Origin of the sequence: uncultured Fretibacterium sp., assembly GCF_963544685.1 — a bacterium.
In the GTDB taxonomy this organism is placed as follows: Bacteria; Synergistota; Synergistia; order Synergistales; family Aminobacteriaceae; genus CAJPSE01.
On sequence record NZ_CAUUGJ010000133.1, the window covers coordinates 1 to 5,509 of the forward strand.

Sequence of the window (5,509 nt, forward strand, 5' to 3'; positions counted from 1 at the left end):
GTCGAGTATATGAAGAGTTGGGTAGAATGAATCCATTTCGAAATCACCCGTATACTGCGTTGTTTTTGCTCGCCTCGCTCAACGTACTTTTTTGTACGCCGTCACTTCGGCTCGCAAAAGCCGCCTTGTCTACGGATGATTTGGAAATGGATTAGCAAACTGCATCTCTTGGGGTGGATTTGGCGATAGAGGAGGCATTCGAGATGGCGACGCTGTTCAAGGATGTGCTGATGCTGGACGGGGGCGGGGAGCGGGCGAAGCGCGGGCACCTGCTCATCTCCAAGGGAAGGATCGCCCAGGTCCTGGATGTCGGCGAGACGCCGCCGGGGGCGGACAAGGTCGTGGCCGGACATGGGCGAATGGCCGTGCTGCCCGGCTTCGTCAACGCGCACACCCATGCGGCCATGACGCTCCTGAGGGGGCTCGGCGAGGAAGCGCCCCTGATGGAATGGCTGCAGAAGAAGATCTGGCCCGTCGAGGAAAAGCTGACGTCCGATTACATCTATTGGGGGACCCTGTCGGCCATCCTGGAGATGCTGGCGTGCGGGACGACCTGTTTTGCCGATATGTACTTCGAGATGGACCGCGTGGCCGAGGCGGCCCTGCAATCGGGCATCCGCGCGGCGCTTTGCCGCGGCATCACGGCGGGGCCTCCCGGCAAGGTGCAGCGTTCTTTGAAGGAAAACCTGGAACTTGCGGAGCGCTGGCATGGGCGGGAGGGGCTGTTGACCGTCCAGCTTGGCCCTCACGCGCCCTATACCGTTCCCGTCGAGGATATGGAGACGATCGTCGGGACGGCCCGGGAGCGCGGGCTGGGGGTGCACTTCCATTTCCTGGAGACGGAGTGGGAGCTGAACTACATCCGAGACGAGCTCAAGATGGACCCGGAGCGGTACCTCGAGGCGATGGGGCTGCTCTCGACCCCCGGGACGGTGCTGGCCCACGCGGTCTGGCTGGACCCGTCCAGTGCGGAGCGTCTGGACCTCTCCCATGTGACGCTGGTCCACAATCCCTGCAGCAACCTCAAGCTGGGCAGCGGGGTCATGCCCCTTCAGTCGTGGCTGGGCCGGGACGTTGGCCTTGTCCTCGGCACGGACGGCGCGTCCAGCAACAATCGCCTGGACATCTGGGAGGAGATGCGGACCGCCGCGCTGCTTCATAAAGGGGTGGGCCGGGACCCCACCTGCGTCCCCGCACTGGACGTGCTGCGCATGGCGACCTACGAGGGGGCGCGGGCGTTCGGCTTCACCCGGAAGGGCATGATCCGAGAGGGCTGGGTGGCGGACCTTGTCCTGGTGGATCTGGACCGGCCGCACTACATCGGGGCGGACGAGGAGAACCTGGCGATGTACGTCGTCTATGCGGGGAGCTCCGCCGATGTCGTCGGGACGATGGTGAACGGAAAGTGGCTCTACCGTGGCGGGGACTACCCCACGCTCGACAGCCGGGAGGTCGTGCAGAAGGCCCGGGAGGCCCGGGAGGCCATAACCCGTTGAGCGGCGATAGTGTACGAACGAGATAAAAGGCGGCCCTTCCCCTCAGGCGGGAGGGGCCGCCCTTTCTGGATGTCCGGCCCTTCCGGCCACGTATCCGGTGCTCCAGCAGATCTGGAGGTTGAACCCGCCCGAGGGGCCGTTCAGGTCCAGAACCTCTCCGGCGAAGTAGAGGTTGTCGCAGAGCTTCGAGCGCATCGTCCCAGGTTCTATCTCCCTCAGGGACACCCCGCCGCGGGTGACGATGGCGTGGTTGAAGCCCCAGAGTCCGTTGACGGTCAGGACGATGTTCTTCAGCAGGGTCGCGAGGTCCGATTGCTCCTCCGGGGAGACGTAGGCCGCGGGCTTGTCCGATGGGACGTCCGAGAGCTCCAGGATCAGCGGGATGAGCGGCCCCGGAACAAGATCACGCAGCGCTCCTGCGAAGAGGCGGTCGTGGTGCTTCTCGAAGTCGCGCACCACGCGGTCCGAGAGCTGCCGCAGGTCCAGAGCCGGCTTCAGATCGATGGAAAACCGCACCGTTCCCCTGGCCATCCAGTCGGGGATGCGGGAGCTGAGCTCCATGACGATGGGGCCGCTGACCCCGAAGTTCGTGAACTCCATCTCCCCGAAGCGTTCCTCGGCCTTCTCCCCGTTCACCGTCACGGTAAGGCGGACGTTGCGCAGGTTGTAGCCCCGCGCCAGCTTGACCCAGGTTTCCTGCGTCCTGACGGGGACGAGGGCTGGGGTCGGCTCCACCACCGTATGCCCCGCCTGGGCCGCGAAGCGGTAGCCGTCCCCCGTGGACCCAGTCCTGGGGTAGGATTTTCCGCCCGTCGTCACGATGTAGCGCTCGGCCTCCAGCTCCTCGATTGCCGTGACGAGGCGCTCGACGCGCCCGTTCCTGAGCTTCAGCGAGCGGACCGGCGACTCCCTCAGGATGCGCACCCCGCCCTTCTTGCAGAGGATCAGGAGGGCGTCCAGAACGCGCTGCCCCCCGCCCTCGGCGGGGAAGACCCGCCCCCCTCGTTCCGTCACCGTCCGAATCCCGAGAGAATTGAAGAACTCGATGGTTTGAGCCGGTCCGAGGCGGCTAAAGGCCGAGTGCAGGAATCGGCCGTTCTCCCCGTAGCGCGAGAGGAACGCCGTGACGTCCGGCTCCGCGTTGGTGATGTTGCAGCGCCGCTTGCCGGCCAGCAGAAGCTTTTCCCCCAGCGAGGCGTTCTTCTCGACCAGCAGGACGCGCTCGCCGGCGGCTGCGGCCTGTCCCGCCGCCATCAGCCCCGCAGGGCCGCCCCCGATGACGATCGTATCGAAGCGCTCCACGGTCAGCCGTTCCTTCTGCGGGACCTGGATTCCGCTTTCTCGGGTCCCGTACCCTGCAGCTGCTCGCGGAGGATGGAGCCCATCGAGAGGTCGGGCTTGTCGTTCCGTTCCCTTCGCCGCCGGGTCCCCGGGGCGCCGCCGTCCCGCGCCGCCTTTCCGGCCCCCTCCCCGAGGTCCGATTTCCTCAGGGACAGGGCGATGCGCCTGCGCGGCTCGTCCACCTCGAGGACCGCTGCGCGGACCTTCTGCCCGGGCTTGAGGTGGGCCTGAGGGTTCTCGACGAAGGTGTCGGCGATTCGGCTGACGTGCACCAGCCCGTCCTGGTGAACGCCGATGTCCACAAAAGCCCCGAAGGCGGTGACGTTGGTCACGATCCCCGGCAGCACCTGTCCAGCCCGAAGGTCCTTGATCTCGTGAACGTCGGGGTCGAAGGCGAAGACCTCGAAGGCGGCGCGGGGGTCGCGCCCGGGTTTTTCGAGCTCCTGGAGGATGTCCCTGAGGGTGGGCAGACCCGCCGTGTCCGAGACGAAGCGCTCGGGCTCGATGCGGGCCCTGAGCTCCGGGGAGGTCATGAGGTCACCGACCGTGCAGGAGAGGGCCTGGGCCATCCGGCTGACGGTCCCGTAGTTCTCGGGGTGGACGGCGCTGGCATCCAGCGGGTTCTCGCCGCCGAGGATCCTCAGGAAGCCGATGGACTGCTCGTAGGTCTTGGGACCCAGACGGGGAACCTTCCTCATGGCCTCGCGGCTGGGGAATGGGCCGTTGGCCTCGCGGTACTTGACGATCTGAGCGACGACCTGCCGGTTCAGCCCGGAGACGTAGGAGAGGATCTCGGGGCTGGCCGTGTTGACGTTCACCCCGACGGCGTTGACGCAGTGGATCACCACGTCGTCCAGAGCCTGTTTGAGCTCCTTCTGGTCCACGTCGTGCTGGTACTGTCCCACGCCGATGGACTTCGGGTCTATTTTGACCAGCTCGGCCATGGGGTCCATCAGACGGCGGCCGATGGACACGGCGCCGCGCACCGTGACGTCGTGGTCGGGAAACTCGCGCCGCGCGGCCTCGGAGGCGGAGTAGATGGACGCGCCGCTCTCGTTGACGGAGGCGACGACGACCTCGGGCGGAAGGCCGAGCCCGCGCACGAAGGACTCCGTCTCCCGGCCCGCCGTGCCGTTGCCGACGGCGATCGCCTTGATGGCGTAGCGTCCCACCAGACTGCGCAGCGTCTCGGCCGCGGCCTCGCGCTGCCGTTCGGACGCGTGGAGGTAGATCACGGTGTCGTACAGCAGGTTGCCCTGGGGGTCCAGGCAGACGACCTTGCAGCCGGTCCGTATGCCGGGGTCGATGGCGAGCGTCGCCCTCTGTCCCATGGGCGCGGACATGAGCACCTCGCGGACGTTGGCGGCGAAGACCCGGATTGCCTCGGCGTCCGCCCGCTTCTTCAGGGCCCCCCGCAGCTCGTTCTCCATGGAGCTCCTCAGAAGGCGCCGATAGCCGTCCTCGGCGGCTTCGGCGACGAGGCGGGATGCCGGCCCCGTCCCATGGACGAAACGGCGCTTGAGGATAGAGAGGGCCTCCTCCTCAGGGGGAACGGCGCTCAGGGACAGAAAACCCTCCCGTTCCCCGCGGAGGATCGCCAGCACGCGGTGCGAGGGCATCGCGGCGGCGGGCTCCCTCCAGTCGAAGTAGTCCCGATAGTTCGCCCCCTCCTCCTCCTTGCCCTTGACGCAGGAGCTGGAGAGGACGGCCTTACGGGCGAAAAGACGGCGCGTCTCCTGACGTGCCTCGGGGTCCTCGCTGAACCGCTCGGCCAGGATGTCCATGGCCCCGGCCACCGCCTCCTCGGCGGAGGCGACCCCTTTGGCCTCGTCGACGAAGGGCCGAGCCGCCGAAGAGGGGTCGAGCGTCTCGGACTGGGCCAGGAGCAGGTCCGCCAGGGGGCTCAGCCCCTTTTCGGCGGCGATGGAGGCCCGCGTCCTGCGCTTGGGACGCCAGGGCAGGTAGACGTCCTCCAGGGCCGTCAGGGTACGGGCCTCCAGAACGGAGTTCCTGAGCTCATCGGTAAGGAGCTCCCGTTCGGCCAGGGACTCAAGGATGGCGGCCCGGCGTTTTTCGAGCTCGGCCATCCTGCCGCTCCGGTCTCGTATCGCGGTGATGACGGTCTCGTCCAGCGAGCCGGTGGCCTCCTTGCGGTAGCGGGCGATGAAGGGAACGGTGCATCCCTCCTCGAAGAGGGCCAGCACGGACCGCACCTGCGAGCCCGTCAGCTTCAGCTCCTTCGAGATCTGTTCCGGGATGTCGATGGAGGGGCTCAGCGCCTCCGCTGCCATCCGAATCATCTCCTTCCTTACGGTTCCTTTTATTGTGCGGAGGACGGGGCCGCCGCCCGGTCCGCACCCGGCATTATAATACGTGCTTCCGGGATAGCCAAACGGTTTCCGTCCCGATATTTTCGGTTGACAGACCCGTTCCGTTTGGGATATAAGTGAGGTGTTCGCCGAAAAGTCTAAAACGGGAAACTCTTCATGGAAAAGCGTCATTGCAGGGAGGGCCCCATCACGGGGAGAATTTGTCCGGCTGGGCGACGCACTCCACCTGGGGAGCGGGTAGGTGAGGGCAGCCGATGAAGGGGAGAGAAAACATAAAGGCATTCGGGAAAAATATTGTCGTCGTCGCTCTCTTTGTGGGGCTGACCGTCATGAGCGTCGTTT

Annotated in this window: 3 protein-coding genes; 1 reads left to right on the top strand and 2 read right to left on the bottom strand. The window is 66.1% G+C overall.

Features of this window, described 5'->3' with window-relative positions; translation table 11 throughout:
• Positions 1-203: 203 nt before the first annotated feature.
• Entirely contained in the window at positions 204-1,496 is a 1,293-nt protein-coding gene (locus ABLA28_RS10190; protein ID WP_347713571.1) for an amidohydrolase, read from the top strand.
• 42 nt (positions 1,497-1,538) lie between these two features.
• Here the strand turns inward: ABLA28_RS10190 and ABLA28_RS10195 are convergent, their stop codons facing one another.
• Entirely contained in the window at positions 1,539-2,798 is a 1,260-nt protein-coding gene (locus ABLA28_RS10195; RefSeq protein ID WP_347713572.1) for an aminoacetone oxidase family FAD-binding enzyme, read from the bottom strand.
• Positions 2,799-2,800: 2 nt separating this feature from the next.
• On the bottom strand, positions 2,801-5,128 hold the full coding sequence (locus ABLA28_RS10200; protein WP_347713573.1) for a Tex family protein: 2,328 nt from the start codon (positions 5,126-5,128) through the stop codon (positions 2,801-2,803).
• Positions 5,129-5,509: the final 381 nt, after the last annotated feature.

What these genes read in the sequence shown, in the direction of transcription:
- ABLA28_RS10200 (WP_347713573.1), bottom strand. Translation starts at nt 5,128, where the DNA reads ATGGCAGCGGAGGCGCTGAGCCCCTCCATCGACATCCCGGAACAGATC.
- ABLA28_RS10190 (WP_347713571.1), top strand. Translation starts at nt 204, where the DNA reads ATGGCGACGCTGTTCAAGGATGTGCTGATGCTGGACGGGGGCGGGGAG.